Source organism: Mycobacterium sp. UNC410CL29Cvi84, from assembly GCF_000686745.1.
GTDB classification, from domain to species: domain Bacteria; phylum Actinomycetota; class Actinomycetes; order Mycobacteriales; family Mycobacteriaceae; genus Mycobacterium; species Mycobacterium mucogenicum_B.
In genome coordinates this window covers 170,396-193,644 of sequence record NZ_JMLM01000006.1, presented here as the reverse complement: position 1 = coordinate 193,644, position 23,249 = coordinate 170,396, and the positions used below count along the sequence as shown (strand labels likewise).

At 67.9% G+C, this 23,249-nt stretch carries 17 protein-coding genes and 2 tRNA genes; 11 read left to right on the top strand and 8 right to left on the bottom strand.

What is annotated here, in order from left to right; all coding sequences use genetic code 11:
* Positions 1-68 precede the first annotated feature (68 nt).
* The 3 genes from orn to BR47_RS0109300 all read left to right on the top strand — a co-directional run bounded on the left by orn (position 69) and on the right by BR47_RS0109300 (position 1,496).
* Positions 69-698, top strand: coding sequence for an oligoribonuclease (orn, locus tag BR47_RS0109310; protein WP_020102265.1), 630 nt, complete (start codon positions 69-71; stop codon positions 696-698).
* Between the two features lie 50 nt (positions 699-748).
* Positions 749-821: transfer RNA gene (locus BR47_RS0109305), tRNA-His, on the top strand.
* Between the two features lie 90 nt (positions 822-911).
* Positions 912-1,496 carry a GNAT family N-acetyltransferase gene (locus BR47_RS0109300; protein WP_231506683.1) on the top strand — a complete coding sequence of 195 codons (585 nt, stop codon included), beginning with the start codon at positions 912-914 and terminating at the stop codon, positions 1,494-1,496.
* Positions 1,497-1,498: 2 nt separating this feature from the next.
* Here the strand turns inward: BR47_RS0109300 and BR47_RS0109295 are convergent, their stop codons facing one another.
* Both BR47_RS0109295 and BR47_RS0109290 read right to left on the bottom strand, forming a co-directional pair.
* Entirely contained in the window at positions 1,499-1,852 is a 354-nt protein-coding gene (locus BR47_RS0109295; protein ID WP_029119328.1) for a nuclear transport factor 2 family protein, read from the bottom strand.
* A gap of 389 nt (positions 1,853-2,241) precedes the next feature.
* Positions 2,242-2,314 (bottom strand) — tRNA-Lys (locus BR47_RS0109290).
* A 408-nt stretch (positions 2,315-2,722) separates the two neighbouring features.
* Here BR47_RS0109290 and BR47_RS33495 point away from each other — a divergent pair.
* A complete protein-coding gene (locus BR47_RS33495; RefSeq protein WP_099048539.1) occupies positions 2,723-2,887 on the top strand; it encodes a hypothetical protein in 165 nt (54 codons plus the stop codon).
* Positions 2,888-2,896: 9 nt separating this feature from the next.
* On the opposite strand, the gene BR47_RS0109280 is transcribed toward BR47_RS33495, so the two are convergent.
* The gene (locus tag BR47_RS0109280; protein ID WP_020102269.1) at positions 2,897-3,121 is read right to left on the bottom strand and encodes a DUF3618 domain-containing protein; all 225 of its coding nucleotides are present in this window, start codon (positions 3,119-3,121) and stop codon (positions 2,897-2,899) included.
* Between the two features lie 91 nt (positions 3,122-3,212).
* On the opposite strand from BR47_RS0109280, the gene bcp reads away from it, so the two are divergent.
* The 6 genes from bcp (at position 3,213) to BR47_RS0109250 (ending at position 8,667) form a co-directional block, all read left to right on the top strand.
* Complete coding sequence (bcp, locus tag BR47_RS0109275; RefSeq protein ID WP_029119327.1) at positions 3,213-3,686, top strand: thioredoxin-dependent thiol peroxidase; 474 nt, start codon at positions 3,213-3,215, stop codon at positions 3,684-3,686.
* Between the two features lie 158 nt (positions 3,687-3,844).
* Positions 3,845-4,087: a hypothetical protein gene (locus BR47_RS0109270; RefSeq protein WP_029119326.1), complete on the top strand. Its 243-nt coding sequence runs from the start codon at positions 3,845-3,847 to the stop codon at positions 4,085-4,087.
* Between the two features lie 101 nt (positions 4,088-4,188).
* Positions 4,189-4,959 (top strand): FadR/GntR family transcriptional regulator, encoded by a 771-nt coding sequence (locus BR47_RS0109265; protein WP_020102272.1) that lies wholly within the window; start codon positions 4,189-4,191, stop codon positions 4,957-4,959.
* A gap of 41 nt (positions 4,960-5,000) precedes the next feature.
* Positions 5,001-6,620, top strand: a complete 1,620-nt coding sequence (locus BR47_RS0109260) for a class I adenylate-forming enzyme family protein (RefSeq protein WP_502685820.1) — start codon at positions 5,001-5,003, stop codon at positions 6,618-6,620.
* Complete coding sequence (locus tag BR47_RS0109255) at positions 6,607-7,383, top strand: class II aldolase/adducin family protein (protein ID WP_177127366.1); 777 nt, start codon at positions 6,607-6,609, stop codon at positions 7,381-7,383. Before BR47_RS0109260 ends, BR47_RS0109255 begins: the two co-directional genes overlap by 14 nt.
* A gap of 15 nt (positions 7,384-7,398) precedes the next feature.
* A complete protein-coding gene (locus BR47_RS0109250; protein WP_029119323.1) occupies positions 7,399-8,667 on the top strand; it encodes an amidohydrolase family protein in 1,269 nt (422 codons plus the stop codon).
* Between the two features lie 147 nt (positions 8,668-8,814).
* Here the strand turns inward: BR47_RS0109250 and BR47_RS0109245 are convergent, their stop codons facing one another.
* Positions 8,815-10,143: a dipeptidase gene (locus BR47_RS0109245; protein ID WP_029119322.1), complete on the bottom strand. Its 1,329-nt coding sequence runs from the start codon at positions 10,141-10,143 to the stop codon at positions 8,815-8,817.
* A 48-nt stretch (positions 10,144-10,191) separates the two neighbouring features.
* Here BR47_RS0109245 and BR47_RS0109240 point away from each other — a divergent pair, with 48 nt between their 5' ends.
* Positions 10,192-10,830, top strand: a complete 639-nt coding sequence (locus tag BR47_RS0109240) for a LysE family translocator (protein ID WP_020102277.1) — start codon at positions 10,192-10,194, stop codon at positions 10,828-10,830.
* Between the two features lie 88 nt (positions 10,831-10,918).
* On the opposite strand, the gene acpS is transcribed toward BR47_RS0109240, so the two are convergent.
* From acpS to BR47_RS0109220, 4 genes are all read right to left on the bottom strand, one after another.
* Positions 10,919-11,311, bottom strand: coding sequence for a holo-ACP synthase AcpS (gene acpS / locus BR47_RS0109235; protein ID WP_020102278.1), 393 nt, complete (start codon positions 11,309-11,311; stop codon positions 10,919-10,921).
* A 43-nt stretch (positions 11,312-11,354) separates the two neighbouring features.
* The gene (locus BR47_RS0109230) at positions 11,355-20,579 is read right to left on the bottom strand and encodes a type I polyketide synthase (protein WP_029119321.1); all 9,225 of its coding nucleotides are present in this window, start codon (positions 20,577-20,579) and stop codon (positions 11,355-11,357) included.
* A gap of 536 nt (positions 20,580-21,115) precedes the next feature.
* Positions 21,116-21,841 (bottom strand): DUF1906 domain-containing protein, encoded by a 726-nt coding sequence (locus BR47_RS0109225; RefSeq protein ID WP_029119320.1) that lies wholly within the window; start codon positions 21,839-21,841, stop codon positions 21,116-21,118.
* 81 nt (positions 21,842-21,922) lie between these two features.
* Entirely contained in the window at positions 21,923-23,125 is a 1,203-nt protein-coding gene (locus BR47_RS0109220; RefSeq protein ID WP_020102281.1) for a low temperature requirement protein A, read from the bottom strand.
* Positions 23,126-23,249: the final 124 nt, after the last annotated feature.

Genomic DNA, 23,249 nt, shown 5'->3' with positions numbered 1-23,249 from the left:
ACTTCGTCGGGTCGCTGGTGGCCGGGTATGGACACCCCGTTGAACGCCTGGGAATAGTCTGGAACACCGTGCGTGACGAACTGGTATGGATCGACTGCGAGATGACGGGGCTGGATCTCAAGTCCGACCGGCTCATCGAGATCGCGGCATTGGTCACTGACAGCGACCTGAACGTGCTCGGCGAGGGCGTCGACGTGGTGATCCACACCGACGACGCCGCCCTCGACGGCATGGCGGATGTGGTGATGAAGATGCACACCCGCTCGGGCCTGATCAACGAGGTGCGGACCTCCACGGTCACCCTCGAAGAGGCCGAGCAGATGGTGCTGGACTACATCCGCGGCCACATCGGGCAGGCGAAAACCGCTCCCCTGGCTGGCAATTCGATCGCCACCGATCGCGGCTTCATCGCCCGCGACATGCCCCGCCTCGACGACTTCCTGCACTACCGGATGATCGACGTCAGCTCGATCAAGGAACTGTGCCGCCGTTGGTACCCGCGCATCTATTTCGGGCAGCCCGACAAGGGGCTGGCACACCGCGCCCTGGCCGACATCCACGAATCCATCCGTGAGTTGAAGTACTACCGCGGCACCGCGTTCGTGCCCGCGCCCGGCCCGTCTACCAGCGAAATCGCGGCCGTCGCCGGTGAACTCGGCCCACCGACGAACGACGCCGTGGAGACCGATTCGGCTTAGCGGGCCCAAGCGGTTAGTATCTACGACGCTGCTTCTGAGAAGCAGCGATGGTGGCTGTAGTTCAGCTGGTAGAGCACCAGGTTGTGATCCTGGGTGTCGCGGGTTCGAGTCCCGTCAGCCACCCCGAGGTAGAACATCGCCTCACCTGCGCGTAGCGGGTGGGGCGATGTTTGTTTTCCGGGGGCCGCGCGCCCGGCTGGCACAGTGGTGCACGTGGGTGATGCGATCGAGTTGCAAGCGTCCTGCCTCGAAGGACCCCGAGTTCGCCTTCGCAAGGCGCGCGACGAGGACGCCGAGGGCCTGATCGAAACGCAGACCGACGAGCGGGTGCGCCGGTATCTGGGCGGACCGCGCCCTGTCCACGAAGTGCGCGCCGTGCTCGAAGGGGTCGGCGCGGCAACGTTATTGGAAGCCCCCGGCTGCTACATCGCGACGGCCAAGGATTCCGACGAGATGCTTGGGACGGTGACGCTGAGTCGCCGTCGCAACGACGTGCCCGGCCATCTGGACCCCGGCGGCGACGAACTCGAGCTGAGCTACGTCTTCCGTCCGCACGCGTGGGGTCGGGGCTATGCGAGCGAAGCCGCGCGGCTACTGCTGGAGTACGCGGCCGGCGAGCTGGACGACCAACCTGTCGTGATCATCACCCAGACCGCCAACCGCGCCTCGCTCCGCTTGGCCGGGCGCCTCGGGTTCAGTGTGGTGGCGACGTTCGAGCAGTACGACGCCGAGCAGGCGCTGGCGACCGCTCGGCTGGCCACGTTCCTGCGCACCGAAGCCCTTCGCGTCGACTCCTAGGGTCAGCCGGGCACCTGGTCCAGGAAGCCGTGCACCGACCGGATGCGGCCGTCGGCGTCCGTGGCCAGCACGTCGAATCCGACGATCGGCGGCTGCTCCCCCGCTGGCCCCAGGCCCCACTGGAAGCGGGCCTGGTTGTGATGGCTGTCCGGGCCGCTGACGAGCGAGAAGACGAATCCGGGGAATTGGGTGTGGACCGCGCCGATCACGCCGGAGATGGCGTCGTGACCCGCGACGTCGGCCATCGGATCGGTGTAGGACGCCTCGGGCGTCCAGTGGTCGTCGAGCAGCGCCTTCCGTTCAGTCGGGTCGGTGGCGTTCCAGGTCTTCAGGTACGCGGTGACGATGTCGTTCATGCTGACCTCTTTCATGTCGGGTTGGTCAGCTCAAAGCTTGGCGGCCGAAACGAGGCCAGTCGATTACTTGGCAGGTAATGATGTTCTGCCGCTTGGGTTTTCGGCTAAGCCGCTTTCCCCGGCCTGCGCTTCGCGGCGTTGACCCTGGGCCTACGGCGCGAAAAACCGAGTAACGCAGGCCCTCAGCGCAGAACCAACACCAGACTGGCGTTCACCCTGCGGCTAGGGCGCAGAAAGCCGAGTAGCCAAGACCCACACCGCAGAGCCAACCCACGGCCAGTGTTCACCCTGCGACCAAGGCGCAAAAGGCCGAGTAGCGGAGACCCGCACCGCAGGGTCAACCTGAAACGACGAAAGCCCCCTCCCGAAGGAGGGGGCTTTCGCATCTGTGCGCCGTCAGGGTTTCGAACCCCGGACCCGCTGATTAAGAGTCAGCTGCTCTACCAACTGAGCTAACGGCGCGCGAGAGAGACCTTAACAGCCCGATGGCCGCAGGGTGAAATCGTATGGTCAGCGCCGTTTCCGGACCTCGATCGCGGGTATCCATACCGGGTCGGACGGCCCGATGGACCCGCCACACAGCCTTGGAGGTGTCCAACATCACACGCGCCGGACTCGCCGCCCACCTGCGCACCACTTGAGCGAGCCGAAACCCGCACGACCACAGCGAATCCCGGTCGAACAGTAGCCAATGCACACCTGTCAAGACCCTGTATACGCGCACGATCGTCAATAGCGGTCCGACGCCGAAAACCGTCAAAAATTACATAGACCTGCAATTTTGCAACGAGCCACCGAAAAACAGAGTTAGCTGAAACGGCGTATGATGGTGTAGAAATATAGGTGACGACGACTGAAGGGAGTTAGCTGATGACACCCATCGCCGGTGCAACCTACGCGGCGCCGAGTGCCGACGTTGCGGCAGCAGTCGACGACGCCCTGGTCATCGTCCACAACTGCACCCGGCTGGGCCGGGTTGCGAATCCCCCGCGCAGCTGGCTGCCAGGCTGGCTGACACCGCGCCGCGGGAACTAGAAAGTCGGGTTATCCGCGGATCTTGCGGATGACCACCACCAGCACCACAACGCCGAGTCCGGCGAACGTTGCGATGACCGCGGGCTTGGAAGCGATCGCGATGGCCTTGGCCTTGGCGTCGTCGGCCAGCCGCTGGGGGTTTGCCCGCTCTGCGAGGGCGTCCACCGTCAACGCCAACTGATCGCGTGCACGATCGATTTCCTGCTTGATCTCGTCAGGATTCCGGTCAGCCACTTCAGCCCTCCAGCTCGCGTTGCTCCTAGGCGCTCTACCCTAGAGCAGCTTGCCGCAACAGCAACGCCTGGCCGACAGAAGGGACCTCCCGGTGGCACCGACCCCGCGACTCGAAGTGGGCGACAAAGCCCCCGCATTCAGCCTGCCCGACGCCGACGGCAACACCGTAAAGCTGTCGGACTACAAGGGCCGCAAGGTCATCGTGTACTTCTACCCCGCAGCCTCGACGCCGGGCTGCACCAAGCAGGCCTGCGATTTCCGCGACAGCCTGGCCGAACTCAACGAGGCGGGCCTCGACGTCATCGGCATCTCGCCCGACAAGCCCGAGAAGCTCGCCAAGTTCCGCGACAACGAAGGCCTGACATTCCCGCTACTGTCGGACCCCGACCGCAAGGTGCTCACCGCCTACGGCGCCTTCGGCGAGAAGACGATGTACGGCAAGACCGTGCAGGGCGTCATCCGCTCGACGTTCCTCGTGGACGAGAAGGGCAACATCGAGGTCGCGCAGTACAACGTCAAGGCCACGGGCCACGTGGCCAAGTTGCGACGGGACCTGTCGGTCTAGCAGTCGAGCACCGTCAGCGGTTCCCGGCTGGACGAGCCGGGAACCGGGTGGCGGCCCACCCAACCACGTGTGACAGCTGCGTGGCCGTTCGGCCAATCGTTGTCTCCACCGGCGTTGCGCGAACAGCCGCAGATGCGTTCAGGTGCAAGACTTTTGACGTGACGCACAACATCCACATCCGCACTGTCGACAGCAGCATTCGCTACCCCCAGGCGCTGAGCTATGGCGAGAAGGACCAGATTCTCTGGGTCCAGATCGGCGAAGACGCCGACCACTCGGACACCATCTACTTCAGCCCGTCCTACTGGCAGCAGTACTCCGTGGACCCCCACAGTGAGGATCCGCTCGATCTGGAATTCGACGAAGACGACGACGAAGACGATGAGGACGACGACGAGTAGAACCCCGGCGCCGGGGTACGACGTTTCGTACCCCAGCCACACCGGATAGACCGGGCGCCGGCTTCGACCACCCCGGCGCCCCGCTCTGGCACACTCGACCCGTGGCCGCGCCCGACGTCCGTTTCCGCCGCCTCGCCGAGCAGGTGGCCGACGAGTTGCGCCGGCGCATCCTCAGCGGTGACCTCCCCGACGGCAGCGTGCTGCCGACCGAGGATGAACTGCTGACCGAGTTTCCGATCAGCAAGCCGTCACTGCGCGAGGCGATCCGAATCCTGGACGCGGAAGGGCTGCTCAGCGTGCGCCGCGGCAAGCTCGGCGGCTCGGTGGTGCACCGGCCCAGCGCGAGCAACGTGGCCTACACCATGGGTCTGGTTCTCGGCGCGAACCAGGTGAGCCTCGGCGACGTCGGCGCCGCGCTGCAGCAGGTGGAGCCGGCCTGTGCGGCGTTGTGTGCGCAGCGCGCGGACCGCAAGACCGCGGTGGTGCCGGTCCTTCGGCACATCCACGCCGAGTCGGTCGGGTCGGTCGAGGATCTGGTGGCGGTGACATCCGCGAGCCGGCGCTTCCACGAGGCATTGGTGCAGCACTGCGGCAACGAGACCATGATCATCCTCGCCGGGGCCCTGGAGAAGCTGTGGTCGTCGCACGAGCTGAACTGGTCACGGCAGTTCACCGACCACGCCGGCATTCCGGTCGACGAGCGCCGGGCCGCACTGGAGGATCACCGCACGCTGATCGACGCCATCGAAGCCGGCGACGCCGAACGCTCGCGGGAATTGGCCGCGACGCATCTGCTCGATGCCCAGCACTACCCGGGTTCGGCCGGTGTGGTCGACCCGGCGATGGTGCGCACCCGCACGCGATCTTCGTGAATCCTTGACAAAGTGTGCGCTTATTTTCATATGATTTGAAGATGCGGCCTGCGGAGGCGACCACGATGGACATGGCGGTCACGGGTTCGCCGGCATTCACCGCCGAGGACGTCGCACGCTTCCACGCCAATGGCTGGTGGAGCGAGTCCACGATCTCGGATGCCGTGCGCGCGAACGCCGCTCGCACCCCGGACCGCGTCGCATATGCGGATTACCCGAACCGGTCGCTGAGCTGGCGTGAATTCGATTGCGCGGCAACTGCTTTGGCCGGGCAGTTGGCCGGTGCGGGCGTGCACCCCGGGGACCGGATCGCGGTGTGGCATGGCGACACCACGGCGATCCACGTGCTGTTCGTCGCCATCGAGCGATGCGGCGCGGTGGTCGTCGGTGTCGGAGCACGCGCCGGAATCCGCGAGGTGACGGCCATCCTGCAGAGCGCCGAACCCCGACTGCTGGTCACCGATCCCCCGCGGCAGGCTCAGGCCCACACCGTGGCCGGCGCCATCGGCTGCCCACTGCTGACCCTGGACGAACTGTCCGTGGGTACCGACTCGACCGACGTGAGCCCCGAGGCCCAGCTGGGCGCCGACGACGTCTTCCTCATCAACTCGACGTCGGGCACCACCGGGCTACCGAAATGCGTTGTGCACACACAGAACCGTTGGTATTACTTCCATCAGCAAGCGGTCGCCAACGGCCTGCTGACGTCCGACGACGTCTTCCTTCCGGTCATCCCGACCCCGTTCGGCTTCGGTTTGTGGACCACCCACATCACCCCGATCCTGTTGGGCACCACCAACGTCCTGCTGGACCGGTTCAGTGTCGCGGCGGCGTGCGCGGCCATCGAACAGCACAAGGTCACCGTGTTGTGTTATGTCAGTACTCAATTGACCATGATCATGGCCGACCCGGTGGCCCGTGAGTACGACCTGAGCTCGCTGCGGGTGGTGTTCACCGGTGGCGAGGCCCTGCCCTACCGCCCCGCGCACGAGTTCGAAAAGCTGACCGGCGCAACGATTCTGCAGTTCTACGGCTCCAACGAGACGGGTCTGCTCAGCGGCACCACGGTGCACGACTCGCTCGAGCACCGGCTGCGTACCGGCGGCCGGATCGTCGCGGACATGGCCGTCCGCCTCTTCGACGGAGACACCGACGTCACCGACACCGGCCGGGGCCAGCCCGCCTGCCGCGGGCCGGCGACCAGCCTCGGCTATCTGGGTGGCACCGACCACGACAAACTGTTCACCGCCGACGGCTGGATGCGGATGGGCGACATCTGCGAAATCGACGCCGACGGCTACCTGCGAGTGACGGGCCGGACGTCCGACTTCATCGTGCGCGGTGGCAAGAACATCAGCGCGGCCCAGGTCGAGGACGTCGTCATGACGCACCCCGCGGTGGGTCTGGCCGCCGCGGTGGCCATGCCTGATCCGGTGTTCGGCGAAAAGGTCTGCGTCTACGTCGAACTGATCGGCTCGTCGACACTGGAGCTCGCCGAGCTGTGCACGCACCTGCTCGCGCAGGATGTTTCGAAGGAACTGCTGCCCGAGCGGCTGATCGTGGTCGACGAGCTCCCCCGATCCTCGGGCGGCAAAGTCGCGAAAGGCCAACTGCGCGAGGATATCCGCGCCCGGATGGGAGACGGTCATGACCGCAGCTGAAAAGCCCCGCCGCGGCGGGCTCGAAGTCTGGGCACCGTCGGTGACGCCGCCGGTCGGCGTTGACCTCACCGACGAACAGGCCATGGCCATCGCGTTCCGGCACCTCGCGACCATCGGCTTCGCCGAGAATCTGGCGGGGCACATCACCTGGCAGCCCGATGGCCGGACCGACATGTACGTCAACCCGTGGGGCCTGTGGTGGCAGGAGGTCGCCGCCTCCGACATCTGCGTCGTCGACGAGGACGCCCGCGTGCAGCGGGGCCGCTGGGACGTCACGCCGGCCATCCACATCCACACCGAGCTGCATCGCGCCCGCCCCGATGCGCGCTTGGTGATCCACAACCACCCCTACTACGTGTGCGTGCTGGCGGCGCTGGGCCGGCTGCCGGAGTTGGTGCATCAGACCGGATCGCTGTTCCTGGACGACCTCTGCCTCGTCGACGAATACGACGGCGAGGTCGACAGCCCTTCCCGCGCAGCCGAATTGGCGGCCCGGATCGGCGCGGCGAACACGACCATCCTGGCCAACCACGGCGTCATCGCCACGGGCCGCAACCTCGCCGAGGCGGTGTACCGGGCCGCCTCGATCGAGCGGGTCTGCAAGCTGGCCTACGACGTCCTGCTGACGGGCCTGAAGCCGAGCGAGATGAAGTGGTCCGACATGGTCGGCATGAAGTCCTCCCTGATCGAGCGCGCGGCCGACGTGTACTGGGCCGGCGCTGCCCGCATGACCATCAAATCCGATCCGTCCGTTCTCCAGTAAAGGCGTTGGTACGACATGAAATCCATCGACGATCTGGCCGCCAATCTCGATTTCACCGTCGCCAAGACCGGCGCGGACCGCACCGTCACGCTGCTGCCCGACCCGCCACGTGCCGCGCGCCGCTACACCGTGATCTCGGTCGACGACCACATCGTCGAGCCACCCGACACCTTCACCGGGCGGCTGCCGAGCAGGTTCGCCGACCGGGCGCCGCGGGTCGTCGACACCGCGGGCGGCGGCCAGACCTGGGTGTACGACGGCCAGGAGCTACCCAACGTCGGGTTCAACGCCGTGGTCGGCCGTCCGGTGTCCGAGTACGGCTTCGAGCCGGTCCGGTTCGACGAGATGCGCCGGGGCGCGTGGGATATCCACGAACGCGTGCGGGACATGGACCTGAACGGGGTCTACGCGTCCCTGAACTTCCCGTCGTTCCTGCCGGGATTCGCGGGCCAGCGCCTGCAGCAGGTCACCACCGACCGCGACCTGGCGATGGCCTCGGTGCGGGCCTGGAACGACTGGCACTTCGATGTGTGGGCCGGCTCCTACCCGGACCGGATCATCCCCTGTCAGCTGCCCTGGCTGCTGGACCCCGAAGTGGGCGCCAAGATGATCTACGAGAACGCCGAACGTGGTTTCCACGCCATGACTTTCAGTGAGAACCCGGCGATGCTGGGCCTGCCGACCATCCACTCGGGCTACTGGGACCCCATGATGGCGGCCTGCGCCGAGACCGGCACCGTCGTGAACCTGCACATCGGATCATCGGGCTCCTCCCCCTCCACCACCCCGGACGCGCCGCCGGACGTGCAGGGCGTGCTGTTCTTCGCCTACGCCATCTCGGCGGCCGTCGACTGGCTGTATTCCGGCCTGCCCAGCCGGTTCCCCGATCTCAAGATCTGCCTGTCCGAAGGCGGCATCGGCTGGGTCGCCGGGCTGCTGGACCGGCTCGACCACATGCTCAGCTACCACTCGATGTACGGCACGTGGGAACGGCTCGGCGAAAAGCTCACTCCAGCTGAGGTTTTCACCCGCAACTTCTGGTTCTGCGCGGTGGAGGACCAATCGTCGTTCGTGCAGCGCGACCGCATCGGCGTCGACAACATCATGCTCGAAGCCGACTACCCGCATTGCGACTCGACCTGGCCGCACACGCAGGCGACCATCCACGAGGAGATCGGCGACCTGCCTGCAGACGTCATCCGAAAGATCACCTGGGAGAACGCCTCTCGGCTCTACCAACACCCGGTGCCCGAGTCGGTGCAGGCCGATCCCGAATCGTTCTGACCGAGCGCGCGCAGCCGCTCACCCCAACGTGTTCGATCCAGACCCGTCGCAAATCGTGACATTGTCACAAAACCGGACATTGTCAGCCAGTGATGACAGGTCCAGATCGAACATGCAACAGAGACTCGTGTCGAATACGCGGGCGTCCTAGCGCCCGAGCGCGTCCAACAACAGCGCCTCGGAGATCGCGGCCTTCTCGAGCACGCCCAGGTGCAGGCTCTCGTTGATGCTGTGCGCCTGGGTACCGGGATCCTCGACGCCGGTGACCAGAATCGTTGCGTCCGGGAAGGTCTCGGCGAATTCGGCGATGAACGGGATCGACCCGCCCATCCCCATGTCCACCGGGGCAACACCCCACGCCTGCGTGAACGCCGACCGCGCCGCGTCGTACACCGGGCCGCTGGAGTCGATGGCGTACGGCTGGCCGACGTCACCCGGCGTCACGGTGACCTTGGCACCCCAGGGCGCGTGGCTCTCCAGGTGCCGGGTCAGCGCGGCCAGATGCGCCAGCGCGTCCCCACCGGGAGCAACCCGCATGCTGACCTTCGCCCGCGCGGACGGGATCAGCGTGTTCGACGCCTTGGCGATCGACGTGGTGTCGATGCCGATGACGGTGATGGCCGGCTTGGCCCAAAGTCGTTGCACCACAGAGCCGGAACCGATCTGCTGGACGCCGTCGAGCATGCCCGTCTCGGTGGCGACCCAGTCCGGCCCCCGGTCGACGTCGGCCGCGGTGCCCTCGTACAGACCTTCGACCGCGACGTTGCCGTCGTCGTCGTGCAAGGTGGCCAACAACCGCACCAGAGCGCTCAGCGCGTCGGGCACCACGCCGCCCCACAACCCGGAGTGCAGGCCGTGGTCCAGCGTCGCCACCTCGACGACGCAGTCGGCAAGCCCGCGCAATGACACCGTCAGCGCCGGCATCTCGGTGCTCCAGTTGTCCGAATCGGCGATGACGATGACGTCGGCGGCCAGCAGGTCGCGATGCGCGGCCAGCAGGGCACCCAGAGAAGGCGATCCCGATTCCTCTTCGCCCTCAACGAAAACCGTCACGCCGACGGGCGGGTTGCCGCCGTGGGCCCGCATCGCGGCCAGGTGGACGGCGATGCCGGCCTTGTCGTCGGCGCTGCCGCGGCCGTAGAGCCGGCCGTCGCGCTCGGTCGGTTCGAACGGCTCCGACGCCCACTGCGCGGCGTCGCCCTCGGGCTGCACGTCGTGGTGCGCGTACAGCAGGACGGTCGGGGCGCCCTCCGGCGCCGGGTGCCGGGCGATGACGGCCGGCGCCCCGCCCTCTTGGACGATGTGCACCTCACCGAAGCCCGCCTCGGACAACAGTTTTGCGGTCAGCGCGGCGCTGCGGTGTACCTCGGCGTGCCGGGCCGGGTCGGCCCATACCGACTGGATACGGACCAGATCCTCCAGGTCGGCACGCACCGACGGCAGCACCTCACGGACGCGGGCGACGAGATCAGCCATGACATCGAGCGTAGTGCGCGCCCTCACCAACCGGCGTATCGTCACCGCATGCCGTCGATGGGTCATCTGTTGGCGTTCGGGCTGATCTCGTTCTTGGTGATCGTGGTACCCGGCCCGAGCGTCTTGTTCACTGTTGGCCGGGCGCTGACGGTCGGACGGCGCCAGGCGTTGCTGACAGTGGCAGGCAATGCGATGGGCGCCTATGTACAGATCCTCGCCGTGGCCCTGGGCGCCGGTGCACTCATCTACGCTTCGGCGCTGGCTTTCGGCATCATCAAATCGATCGGTGTCGCATACCTGATTTATCTTGGCGTCCAAGCCATCCGGCATCGGCACGCCCTCGGTGAGGCGCTCACGGGTGGCGCGTCCTCGATCCGGCCGCTCCGGGTGCTTGCCGACGGCTTCGTCGTCGGAATGACCAATCCCAAGACGATCGTGTTTTTCGTCGCGGCACTACCGCAGGTGGTCGACCCCGCAGTCGGGCACGTATCGACTCAGATGCTCATTTTGGGTGTCGTGTTCCTCGCCATCGCGGTGACCTCTGACAGCATTTGGGCTTTGGCGGCCGGGCTGGCCCGAGACTGGTTCGCGCAGTCGCCGCGGCGCATCGCGGCCATCGGCGGTGCCGGCGGCCTGGCCATGGTCGGCCTCGGTGTCAGCCTCGCGGTCACGGGCCGCAAAGACTGACCGGGCCGCTCACGCTGGCGAGTAGACGTGAATACCCCCAAAATCTGCTGATTTTGGGGGTATTCACGTCTGCTCGCGCAGAGAAGAACTAGTCCTGCTCGAGCACCGCGACGGCGGCCGCGGTGTCGCCCTCGTGGGTCAGGGACACGTGGATGGCCACGCCCTTGAGGTGCTCGGCGATCTCGCCGGACAGCCGCACCTTGGGCCGGCCCCACATGTCGGTGACGACCTCGATGTCGCGGTGGATGCCCTCGGGCAGCACCGGACGCTTCGAGAACCGCGAGCCCGACCACGCCTTGATCACGGCCTCCTTGGCCGCCCAGCGGGCTGCCAGGTGCCGTGCCGCCGACGAACTCTTGTCGGCGGCGTCACGGCGCTCACCTGGGGTGAACGTCTCCGCGAAGACGGTGCCCGGCTGGTCGACCTGCTCGGCGAAATCCGGAATCGAGACCAGGTCGATGCCCACACCCAGGATGCTCATGGGCAACAACCTAGCGGACCCAATCCCGATACCTCAGAAGGCCTCACGAGCGGGCGTACCACCCGTCCTCGCCCAGACGCGCGTCGGCGTCGAGCAGCATGTCGGCTTCTTGACGCTTCTCCGGCGCATCGTGGTTGAAGCGGCGGTCGGCCGGCTTCTCGTACAGCGCGCGCCCACCGGCGATCGCCGACGCCAACCGGTGCTGACCGGCCAGGACCCGCTCACCGGCACGGCGCAGGTAGTCCTCGCGCTCGGCCGGATCGAGGGCCGCCACCAGCGCCTGCGGGTGCACCAGAGCGATGAGGCCCGACACGTGACCGAAGCCGAGGCTGGTCACCAGACCGGCCTTGATCGGCAGGCGGTCGCCGAACTTCAGCGTCTCGCGGACCCACACGAAGTGCTGCGCGTTGGACAGCTCGTCGTCGACGCAGTCCAGGCTGCGGTTCGGCGGGATGACGCCGTCGCGCAGAATCTGGCACAGGCCCAGCATCTGGAACGCCGCGGCGCCACCCTTGCTGTGTCCGGTCAGGCTCTTCTGGCTGACGATGAACAGCGGGTTGCCCGGGGACCGGCCCATCGAGGCGGCGAGGCGCTCGTGCAGCTCGGTCTCGTTGGGGTCGTTGGCCAGCGTCGAGGTGTCGTGCTTGGAGATCACCGCGATGTCGTCCGGAGTGACGCCCAGCTTGGCCAGGTCGCGCACCAGCTGCGACTGACGTCCACCGCGGCCGGCACCCAGCGCACCCAGGCCCGGGGCCGGGATCGAGGTGTGCACACCGTCACCGAACGACGACACGTAGGCGACGACGGCCTGGATGGGCAGACCCATCTTCACCGCGAGGTCACCACGGGCCAGCAGGACGGTGCCACCGCCCTGGCCTTCGACGAAGCCGAGACGACGACGGTCGTTGGCACGCGAGAACTTCGAGTCGCTGATGCCGCGGGCCCGCATCATCGCGGTCTCGGCGGTGGCCGACATGTCGCCGAAGCCGATGATGGCTTCCAGTGTCAGGTCGTCGTAACCACCGGCGACCACGAATTCGGCCTTGCCCAAACGGATCTTGTCGACGCCTTCTTCGACCGACACCGCCGCGGTGGCGCACGCGCCGACCGGGTGGATCATCGCGCCGTAGCTACCGATGTACGACTGCACGACGTGACCGGCGAAGACGTTCGGCAGAACTTCCTGCAGGATGTCGTTCGGCTTGTTCCGGCCCAGCAGGTTGCCGTGGTACATGGTCTGCATCGAGGTCATGCCGCCCATACCGGTGCCCTGCGTGGAGGCCACGAGGCTCGGGTGCACCCAGCGCATCAGCTCTTCCGGCGAGAAGCCGGCCGACAGGAACGCGTCCACGGTGGTGACCAGGTTCCACAGCGCCAGGCGGTCGATCGAGCTGGCCATGTCCGGCGTGACGCCGTAGACCTGCGGGTCGAAGCCGGTCGGCACCTGGGCGCCGACGGTCCGCGACAGCTTGACCTTGCGCGGCACGCGGATCTCGGTACCGGCCTTGCGGGTGACCTGCCAGTCGCTGCTGTCCGGCACCGGCGCGATGACGGTGTGCTCCGGATCGAACTGGTGGAACGCCCGGGCGTCGGCCTCGGCGGACACGACGAAGGAGAAGTCCTTGTCGAGGAACACCGAAACCAGCAGCGGCGCAGCGTGATCGGGGTCGATGGCGCCGTCGTCCACCCACTCGCGGATGCCGACGCGCTCCAGCACGACGTCGTGGTAGCGCTCGACCAGTTCGGACTCGTCGACCAGCTCACCGGTGTTGGTGTCGTACCAGCCCGGCTTCGGGTCGTCTTCCCACTTGACCAGACCGGTGGTCCAGGCCAGCTCCAGGACGCCCGCGGCCGACAGCTCGCCGGAGACCTCCATCTCGAAGCGGGTGCGCGACGAGCCGTACGGGCCGAGTTCGGCACCGGACACCAGCACGACCATGTCGGCCGGGTCGATGTCGAGGTCGGCCCACTCCGGAGCCGGCGCGGCCTGGTAGCCCCGCGGCGGTGACGGCAGCGCCGAGATGGTGCCTTCGAGGTCTTCCTCGTCGACAGCGGCCTCGGCCACCATCTCCTCGCGGGCCTTGGCGGCCAGCTCGGCCATGTCGAGCTCGATGTCGCCGAGGCCACCGGTCAGGTCGACCTGGATGGGCTCACGGGCGGCCGACACCTTGGCGTCGATGCTGCACAGGTTCAGCAGCATCGAGGCCATCTCTTCGGTGGTGTAGGTGATGACACCGGCTTCCTCGACGGCACCCACGATGGCGTCGTTGTGGCCCATCAGGCCGGTGCCCTTGGTCCAGCCGATCAGCGCGTGCGCCAGCGAAACTCGTTGCGACCACGAGGTTTCCGCCTTCCAGCGGGCGACGACCGCGTCGAGCGCAGCCTTCGACTCACCGTAGGCGCCGTCGCCACCGAACATGCCGCGGTTCGGCGAACCGGGCAGCACGACGTGCAGACGCGACGCGATGTCACGCTCGGAGCCGATGTGCGAGAGCCCACCGATGAGCCGCTGCACGGCCCACAGCAGGACCTTCATCTCCATCTCGGCACGGGCGCCGGCCTCCGACAGATCCCCGGCGACGCGGGGTGCGGCGAACGGGAACAGCAGCGTCGGGGTCTGCGCGTCCTTGAGGTGGATGGCCTTGGGGCCCAGGTTCTCGACCTGCTCGTTGCCGACCCACTCGACCAGCGCGTCAATGTCGCTGTAGGAGGCCATGTTTGCGGGCACGACCCACAGCTGGGCACCGAAGCGGGCGTTGTCGCGGTACAGCGTCCGGTAGAACGCCAACCGGCTGTCGTCCAGCTTGGACGTGGTCGCGATAACCGAGGCGCCACCGGCGAGCAGCTGGCCCACCACGGACGACGCGATCGAGCCCTTGGAGGCACCGGTGACGACCGCGACCTCGTTGGCGTAGCGGCCCTTCTCCGGGTTCTCCGCACCGGCGGCCGCGCGGCCGTACAGCGCGGCGTGGAGGGTGCGGCCGGCGGCGAGCGCCTTGCCCTGCCACCAGCTGGCCTGCGTGGCCACCACGTGTCCGGCACCTTCGAAGCTCTCGGAGAGCTTGGCCCAGTCGCGGTTGACGTCGTCCTCGTCGAGCAGCCAGATGCGCGCCAGGTCCTCACGGGCGCTGGCCCAGCGGTCGTCGAACAGCACGGCCTTGCGGCCGTCGAACGACGGAGCCACCAAACGCGGCCAGTCCGAACCCAATTCGGCGGTGACGAGGTCGATCAGCTCGGAGTCGGTGGCGTCCGGTGCGGACACCGGCGTCTGCAGACCCAGCTCGCCCAGGATCAAGCGGGCGGCGCCGGCCAGCACACCGTTGGGCCCGGTGACCTTCTCGGCGAACTCGTTGAGCGCGGCCGAGTCGACCACACCGCCACCGGCACCGCCGGCAGACGGCAGCGACACGGCGATGCCCTTACGCGCACCGACCGCGGTGACCGCGGCGTCGATGACCTTGTCGACGGCGTTCGCGTCGGCCAATGCACCGGAGTGCAGGCCGCCCATCTCGCCGCCACGGACACTGCTGCCCTCACGGGTGCCCAGCGCCACCTCGGCGGTGACGTGCTTGGCCCAGCCGGGGCCCAGTTCCCAGGCCTTGCTGACGCGCTCGGCGATGTACGCCGGACGCTTGCCCGAGGGTCCGAGCACCGTGCGCAGCTGGTCGTTGATCGCGTCGGAGAGGACGGGACCGAACGGCTTGTAGGTACGGGCCAGCTTGGTGACCTGTCCCTTCAGACCGGCCAGGTCGGCTTCCGCGGCACCGTCGATCGCGCCGAGGTTCAGCTCCGAACCCAGGTCGACGAGCAGCTGGTTGCGTCGCGACGACGCACCGTCGGTGATCGACTCGATGGAGTCCAGCGGCTCGATCTGGTCGATGCGCATCTTCGCCGACAGCGCGATGAGCGCCATGGTGGCGTCGGCGGCGTCGTACGTGATGTCGTCCGGACGCGGGCCACCGGCGGGCGCCGCGGGAGCGGCGGCCGGAACCGGTGCTGCGGCAACGGCTTCCGCCGGGGCCTCGGCTGCGGGCGCGGCGGGGGCATCGTCCTCGGGCTCCGGATCGGTGTCGGTCGCGAACAGCACCGCGGCGTCGCGCTCGACGTTGAGCACCTCGGTGGTGTTGTGCGAGTACTCCGGCAGCTTCAGCGTGTTGGTGGCCAGGCCGGCAACCGTCGGCATGGTCTTCACACCGACCTCGACGAACCGCTCGACCCCGAGGCCGCCGGCAGCTTCCTCGATGAACAGCAGGTCCTGCGTCTCGATCCAGCGGACCGGGCTGGCGAACTGCCAGGCCAGCAGCTCGATGACGGTCTTACGCATCAGCTCGGACGGGTTGTCCCGGCGCCAGGTGTCGTAGTCGGCGAGGATCTCGTCGAGCGGCTCGGCCGGCACCAGGTCGCGGATCTCCTGGATGAAGTCCTTGTCCAGGGTGAAGGGTCGCGGCACCAGGTTCGGGATGTACTTGCCGACCAGCAGCTCGGGGTCCTGCCCGTGCGGCATGACGCGGTCCAGCGCGCGGCGGAAGTCGGCGACGCCGACCCGCAGCACCTCGGAGTGGAACGGCACGTCGATACCGGGGACGAGGATGAACGAGCGCTTGCCACCGGTGATTTCGCGACGACGCTCGATCTCGGCCTCCAGGGCCTCGAGGCCGCGGACGGTACCGGCGATCGCGTACTGCGAACCACGCAGGTTGAAGTTCACGATCTGCAGGAACTCGCCGGTCTCCTCGGCGATACCGGCGACGAAGTCGGTGACGTCGTTGTCGTCCAGGTCGATCTGCGACGGCCGGATGGCGGCCAGGCGGTAATCCGACCGGCCCTTGGCGTCACGCGGGACGATGTCGTGCATCTTGCTGCCGCGGTGGAACACGACCTCGAGCAGCGCCTCGAGCTCGTACACGCCGGACACGCACGCCAGCGCGGTGTACTCACCGACGGAGTGGCCGCAGGCGATGGCGCCCTCGACGAACGCACCCTGCTCGCGCATCTCGGCAACCTGGGCGGCCGCGACGGTGGCCATGGCCACCTGGGTGAACTGCGTCAGGAACAGCACGCCGTCCGGGTGGTGGTAGTGCACGCCGCTGGCGATGATGCTGGTCGGGTTGTCCCGGACCACATGCAGCACCGAGAAGCCCAGGGTCTCGCGGGTGAACTTGTCCGCGGAGTCCCAGATCTTGCGGGCGGCCTTGGAGCGGGCACGGACCTCCATGCCCATGCCCTTGTGCTGGATGCCCTGGCCCGGGAAGGCGTAGACGGTCTTGGGCGCGGCCAGCTGCGCGGTCGCGGCCATCACCAGGTCGCCGCCGACCTTCGCGGTGACCTCGATGATCTCGGCGCCGCGGTCGATGCCGACGCGGTCGACGCGGAACTCGATCTCGTCGCCCGGCAGCACCATGCCCAGGAAGCGCGAGGTCCAGCCGACCAACCGGGCCGGCGGGGTGGCGCGGCCGTCGGTGGCGGTGACGACGTGCTGCGCGGCGGCGGACAGCCACATGCCGTGCACGATGGGCGATTTCAGGCCGGCCAGCAGTGCGGCGGCACGGTCGGTGTGGATCGGGTTGTGGTCACCCGACACCACGGCGAAGGCGCTCATGTCGACCGGCGCGGTGACGGTGACGTCGCGGCGACGACGGCGCGGCGTCTCGGTGGCATTGTCGGTGATGGCACCGCCGGCGCGGACCGGGTCGGTCAGCTCGGCGGCACCGCTGCGGCCGCGGATGGCGAAGCGCTCTTCGAGGCGGGCAAGGATGACGCCCTCGGCGCCTACACCTTCCCGGATGATCACCTCCACCGGGACCACACGGCCGACCTCGGTGTCGACCGCGGCGGAAGCCGTTGCGGTGACGGTCAATTCGGCCTTCTCGGCCGGCATCGGGGCCAGCAGGTGCGCGGCGTGGTCCAGGTGGACCAGGCTCAGCAGACCTTCGACGACCGGGATGCCGTCGTCGGTGACGGCAGCGCCGATGACCGAGAACACGGCCGGCCAGCAGCGGCCGACGAGCGCGTCGGGCACCAGCGTCAGGCCCGGCGCCAGCGGGGCGCCGAAGGTGGCGGTGACGCCGGTGTGGTCGGCGACCTCTTCGGGGTCCCACTGGGCGGTGACGGTCGCGACGTTGTCGGTGACGGCCGGCAGGGCATCGACGCCGTCGGCACCCGCGGCGATGGCGAGCACGGCGCGCATCGCGGCCGAGGCGTCCTCGGTGGTGACGACCGGCATGCCGCCGTTCACGGTGGCGGTCGGCAGGGTGAAGCGGATCGCGATCCAGATGTCGGACAGCGGCACGTTCAGGACCACGCCGTCACCGTCGAGTTCCAGCCGGGAACCGGTGGACGGGTGTGTGGCCGAACGGTTTTCGTTGACCTGCCATTCGCTCGGGGCGCCGATGCGGTGCACCGGGTTGATGGCGGTGCGGCCGGCCCACAGCACGTCGGGCGAGTCGAGGACGACGGCCAGCGGGCCGGTGATGTCGGCACGGGCCTGGCGGCGCGAGACGACCGGAACCGGCTTCACGCCGGCGGCCAGCACCTCATCGATGGCGGCCTGCTCGAAGCGGTCCAGCAGCTCGCCGACGGGCTCGTCGACGCGCGTGATGCCGGCGACGGCAGCGGTCCCGGGGATGATGCAGACCTGGTCGGCGTCGTAGCGGGCGTCGTGCGCCTGCCACAGCGAGTCGCTGCGCCACCAGCGGCGCACGTCCTTGTCGATGACCGGGACGAAGTTGACGGGCTTGCCGAGCGTCTTGCACAGCGTGATGAAGAACGGGACGTCCGCCGGGTGCAGGCGCAGGGTCTCGGCCTCGGGGTACCGGGCGAGCAGCTCCGCGATGGCGCGCTGCGGATCCTCAAGCAGCGCTTCACCTTCCGCGGTCGCCGGGAACAGCGTCTCGATGCGGCCGGCGTCGGCCGGGTTCAGGCGGGCCTCGGCACGCTGCAGCATCTCCTCGAAGCGGTCGCGCCAGGTGATGTCGAGCCACGGCGAGTGGGCGCGCTTGGTGTCGGCGGTGCTGCTGCCGTCGCCGATCGCGAGTTCGACGTAGCGCTGCAGCCACTGCTGGTAGGTCATGTCCGCGACGTCACCGAAGTACGGCTTGGCGGTGTTGGCCATCGCGGCGATGATCTCGTCGCGGCGCTCGGCGACGGCGTCGGCGTCACCGGCGACCTCGTCGAGCAGGCGGCCGCAACGCGACGCGGTGTTGTCGATCTCGTGGATGTCCGCGCCCAGCTGGCTGCGGCCGGAAGCCATGCCGCCCTGGGCCTTACCGGCGCCGACCCAGTGATCGGTGCCCTTGGTGTCGACCAGCAGCTGCTTGACCTGAGGCGAGGTGGTGGCTTCGAGGGTGGCCATGGCGGCGGTGCCGACCAGGATGCCGTCGACCGGCATCAGCGGGAAGCCGTAGGTCTCGGCCCAGCGGCCGGACAGGTACTCGGCGGCGCGCTCTGGCGTGCCGATGCCACCACCGACGCAGATGGTCAGGTTGGCCTGCTTGCGCAGGTCCGAGTAGGTGCTGACGAGCAGGTCGTCGAGGTCCTCCCACGAGTGGTGGCCACCGGCACGGCCGCCCTCGACGTGGACGATGATCTCCCGGTCCGGGACCTCTTCGGCGATCTTGATGACCGACTTGATCTGGTCCACGGTGCCCGGCTTGAACACCACGTTGGTGATGCCGATCTCGTGCAGTTCCTCGATCAGCGCGACGGCCTCGTCGAGCTCGGGGATGCCGGCGGTGACGATGACACCGTCGATCGGGGCGCCCGACTGGCGCGCCTTCTGCACGATGCGCTTGCCGCCCAGCTGCAGCTTCCACAGGTAAGGGTCCAGGAACAGCGAGTTGAACTGGATGGCGCGGCCCGGCTCGAGCAGCTGCGTCAGCTCGGCGACGCGGTTCTCGAAGATCTCCTCGGTGACCTGACCGCCACCGGCCAGCTCGGCCCAGTGGCCGGCGTTGGCGGCCGCGGCGACGATCTTGGCGTCGACGGTCGTCGGGGTCATGCCGGCGAGCAGGATCGGCGAGCGACCGGTCAGGCGGGTGAACTTGGTGGACAGCTTGACGTCGCCGTTGGGCAGCTCGACCGCCGTCGGCGCGAAGCTGGACCACGCGGGCTGCACGACCGGGGCGGCGCCGACGGTGAACAGCGAACGCTGGCCGGCGCGGGTGGCGGCGGGCACGATGCCGATGCCGAGGCCGCGGATGATCGGCGAGGTCAGGCGGGTGACGGTGTCGCTCGGGCCGAGATCGATGATCCAGCGGGCACCGGCATCGTGCATGCGCTCGACCTCGGCGACCCAGTCGATGGGCTTGACGAAGATGGCTTCGGTCATCGCGTGGGCCAGCTCGGTGTCGATACCGCACTTGGCGGCCCAGCGGTCGACGACCTCGATGCCGTCGGCCAGGCGCGGGGTGTGGAAGCCGACCTCGACCTGCACGCCCTGGAAGACCGGGCTGAAGACGGCGCCGCCGCGCAGCTTGTTCTTGCGCTCGGCCTCGTCCTTCTCGGTGATCTTGCTGCAGTACAGCTCGAAGCGGGCCAGCTGCTCCGGGGTTCCGGTGATGACGACGCTGCGGCGGCCGTTGCGGATCGACAGGACCGGCGGCAGGACGGTGCGGACGTCCTTGGAGAAGTCTTCGAGCAGTTCGGCGATGCGCTCGGGGTCGACGTTGGTGACCGACACCATCGGCGACTTGTCGCCGCGGCCGACCATGCCGCGGCGGCGCGACACGAGCGAGCCGGCGGCACCGATGAGCTGGAGGAGCGCGAGGAGTTCGGCGTCGCGGGTGCCGTTGGCCTTGAGCGCCTCGGCGGCGATGATGCCCTGCGAGTGGCCGGCGACGGCGACGGGCGGGGTGCCGGCCAGGTCGAGGCCCTGACGCTGCACGGCGCGAATGGCGGCCATCTGGGCCAGCAGGATGCCGGGGCCGGAGATGGCGGCGGTGGTCAGCTGCTTGGCCGACGGCAGCGGCTCGTCGGCGGCGAGGGCGCGCACCCACTGCATGGGCTCGAAGCCGATGGGCCGTACGACGACGAGCTCGCGCGCGACGGGCTCCAGCAGCAGGGCCGCTTCGCCGACGATCTCGCTGAGCTCGGATTCGATGCCGGCCGAGCTGACGAGCTCTTCGAGGTTCTCCAGCCACGAGGCACCCTGACCACCGAACGCGACGGCATACGGCTCGCCGGCGTTCAGCAGGTCCACGAGAGCATGTGCGCTCGCCGCCACCGCCTCGGTGTTGCCACTGGTCACATTGCGGTGCTCGTTGATCGTCATGCGTCCCTCTCGTCTTTGCCGCGCGAACCGGTCAGGTGCTTGGTCTTGGTAGTCGGCCCTGGGGCAACGCGATGCGACGTCGGATCACGTGAGGCCCGTGCTACGTCTGGCTCCCGATTTTTCGGGTGCCTGAGAGCCGGGCCGACTGCACTAAGAGTGTCATAAGATTCGCGGCGTTTTTCGGCCGGAAATGGTTACCAACGAGTTCTACGGATCGGTAACCACCTACGTGGGTAACACCGCGTCGTGGGACTGCCCGTACCCAACAGGACAAACGTCCTGTTGGCGGCTGGTTACGGTCGAGTAGCAACAACATCGCTGATCAAAGCGGTATTGTTATCAAATCGTGACCATGCTTGTGACGGTGCCGAACCTTACTAATGAGTAGGAAAAGACCCGTTCCAGAAAACACTCGACAATGACGGTCTGTGTGTCTATACGGGCGGTAAGTTACCGAGCCGCCATTTGCTGCGGTTTCATCTCGTTTTCTTAGAGCCGGCCGCCAGCTAACTACTGAGCGGTAATCTGCGCGGCCGTCAGTCCCACTGCCCGAAGCGTGGCTTGAGAATGTGGTTGATGTCGACGCCGACTCCCCCGACGTGACGCTTGTCGATCTCCACCTGATGCAGTGCCGCCGCCGGATGCGCGGCACCACCGGGCGAGCCCCAGTTGTGCTGCCAGAAGTACGACCCCAAGCCGTCCTGCACGGCCCACTCGATGGTCTTGGAGTTGGCGTACACCCCGACCCGCTGGTGACCCAGCACCGATTCCCAGCCGCGCAGGTACGGGGCAACCTGCGCCTTGTACTGGGCCGGAGTCGGATCGTCGTCGATGGACGCATAGATCGGCGCCCCGACCGGACCACCCGCCGCGGTGTGCAACGCGAACCCGCGCTGGGCGTGCTGCACGCCGGCGGCGTGCCCGCCCAGCCAGTCGGCCGTCGACTCCTTGCCGTACTGGTAGCACGAGACGATCTTGAGGCCGCCCTTGTAAAGATCACGAGCCTCCGGCAGCTCGATGGGCTTGCCCAGCATCCACGCCCCGCCCGGCCGCCGGTCCGAGACATACCGGATGGCGCCCAGCGCCCCGGCCGACCGGATATCGGACGCGCTGAGCACCCCCGCCGCGTAGTCCAGCAACACTCCGTACGGGGCCGCCGAGGCGGTCGTCGCGCCGAGCACCGATTGCAACCCGGCCCCCAGGCCGACCGCCGCCGGCGCGGCTGCAGCGTATTTCAGCAGGTCACGACGCGAAATTGCCACGCGTCTCAGGATATGACAGCTACCTCTTCCGACCCGTTAGCCACACCAGTGCGCTTTTGTCCCAGACGTGCCTGCTCAACGTCACGTTTGGCGCGCGACCGCCTCGGCGACGTGCCGGTGCCCGATGATCTCGAACCCGGCCACGCTCACCATCGGCGCCAGGCTGGCCACCAACAGACAGAGCGCCATCGGCACCCCGACTGCGGCGAGCACCACCGTCGCGATCAGGACCAGCGCGGTCACCACCACAAGCAGCACGTGCAGGGCGTCCACCGAGCGCAGCATCAGCGCGTACAGCACGTAGACCAACGCGATGTAGACGCCGACCGGGATCACCACGCTGAGCACCGTGGCCACCGATCCCAGCGTCGAGTGGTGCTGGATGTAGTACGCGGCGGTGTGCAGGCCGGCACCGGTCGCGACGATGGCGCCGTACACCGGCATGTGCAGGTACCCGAACCAGAAGCCCCGCTCGCGGTGCGCGTGCAGGGCGTCGGCTGACGGCACCATGAAGTACACCCACCACATGCCGAAGGTCAGGGCCGTGCCCGCGATGGCCAGCAGCACCGCGTCCCACGACCAGCCGTGCTCGCCGACGACAGCCGACAGTGAGGCGACGGTCCCGACGACGCCCTCCCCGAGCGCGATGATCGCGAGCAGTCCGTAGCGCTCGGCGATGTGGTGCGCGTGCCACGGGGTTCCGCCGCACTTGGTCTCGGCGATCATCGGGCCGCCCAGTTCGATGAGCGCCAACAGCACCCAGAAACCCAGTGTCACGGGCACACTCGTCGGCAGGAACACAGTGCCGACCCAGCCCACCTGGACCACCGCCACGATCCAGACGTACGTCATCGCCGCCGCACGCCGTGACGGATCCTGCTTCGCGGCCCGTAACCACTGGCCCACCAACGCAATTCGCATCACGACGTAACCCGCGACCAGCACCGCGTTGTCGACGTGGTGGCCGTGCTCGATCGAGGCGTAGAACGCGGGCAATCCGAGCGCCAGGACCAGTACGCCGACCATCTCGATCATGGTCATCAGGCGGAACACCCAGTCATCGGTGTCGTACGCCGAGGCGAACCAGGTGAAGTTGATCCACGCCAGGCAGATCGCGAAGGTGGAGAACACGAAGCCCGTGATGCCGGCGCCAATGTGGCCCGCGGCCAGCATGTGCGACAGTTCTGACGCCGCGACCCCGAATGCGACGACGAAGGTCAGGTCGAACAGCAGCTCCAGCGGAGTGGCGACGCGGTGCCTTTCATGCGGATCGCGTCCCCGCATCGGTGTCAATCGATGGGCGCGCACCGCGCTGTGTGGGTCGGGAGCGTCCTGCTGCGTCCCATGCATGCCGTGTCCCTTCAACGATCCGGGCCCCGTCCGGGCCGCATCACGGTAAGCCTGCCGC

Excerpts from the sequence above, each read along its gene's own strand:
- BR47_RS0109220 (WP_020102281.1), bottom strand. The coding sequence starts at position 23,125 with ATGCGGGGACGCGATCCGCATGAAAGGCACCGCGTCGCCACTCCGCTG.
- BR47_RS0109245 (WP_029119322.1), bottom strand. The coding sequence starts at position 10,143 with ATGGCTGATCTCGTCGCCCGCGTCCGTGAGGTGCTGCCGTCGGTGCGT.
- BR47_RS33495 (WP_099048539.1), top strand. The coding sequence starts at position 2,723 with ATGACACCCATCGCCGGTGCAACCTACGCGGCGCCGAGTGCCGACGTT.
- BR47_RS0109260 (WP_502685820.1), top strand. The coding sequence starts at position 5,001 with ATGCGGCCTGCGGAGGCGACCACGATGGACATGGCGGTCACGGGTTCG.
- acpS (WP_020102278.1), bottom strand. The coding sequence starts at position 11,311 with ATGAGCATCCTGGGTGTGGGCATCGACCTGGTCTCGATTCCGGATTTC.
- BR47_RS0109295 (WP_029119328.1), bottom strand. The coding sequence starts at position 1,852 with ATGAACGACATCGTCACCGCGTACCTGAAGACCTGGAACGCCACCGAC.
- BR47_RS0109230 (WP_029119321.1), bottom strand. The coding sequence starts at position 20,579 with ATGACGATCAACGAGCACCGCAATGTGACCAGTGGCAACACCGAGGCG.
- BR47_RS0109240 (WP_020102277.1), top strand. The coding sequence starts at position 10,192 with ATGCCGTCGATGGGTCATCTGTTGGCGTTCGGGCTGATCTCGTTCTTG.
- BR47_RS0109255 (WP_177127366.1), top strand. The coding sequence starts at position 6,607 with ATGACCGCAGCTGAAAAGCCCCGCCGCGGCGGGCTCGAAGTCTGGGCA.
- BR47_RS0109250 (WP_029119323.1), top strand. The coding sequence starts at position 7,399 with ATGAAATCCATCGACGATCTGGCCGCCAATCTCGATTTCACCGTCGCC.